The sequence below is a fragment of the Cognatundibacterium curvum genome (assembly GCF_014284235.1).
Lineage (GTDB): Bacteria > Pseudomonadota > Gammaproteobacteria > Burkholderiales > Burkholderiaceae_D > Undibacterium > Undibacterium curvum.
The window spans coordinates 1-264 of sequence record NZ_JACOGD010000048.1; the positions used below are offsets into that span (position 1 = coordinate 1).

Consider the following 264-nt stretch of genomic DNA (forward strand, 5'->3'; position numbering starts at 1 on the left):
TGGTGATTGTGGCCGAAGGCGCAGAACTTGGTGCGCTGCCTTGCCCCAGCCTGAGCGTATCGGAATCGGATATCGCTGGGCATAACGATGAGCAATCTGAAGCGCTGCCCCCGGTCATCGGCAATGGTGATAGCCTAGCCTATCTGATCTACACCTCAGGCTCCACCGGCACGCCCAAAGCCGTCGGCGTCAGCCATAGCGCAGCACTCAATCTGACCTACGCGCGCAAAGCTGGCTATGATCCGCTGGTTCCGGGTGACCGCG

Annotated in this window: 1 protein-coding gene; it reads left to right on the forward strand. The window is 60.6% G+C overall.

Annotated features, from left to right (window positions below; translation table 11 throughout):
* On the forward strand, window positions 1–264 hold a 264-nt coding region (locus H8K43_RS19350), incomplete at both ends, for an AMP-binding protein (RefSeq protein WP_186905267.1).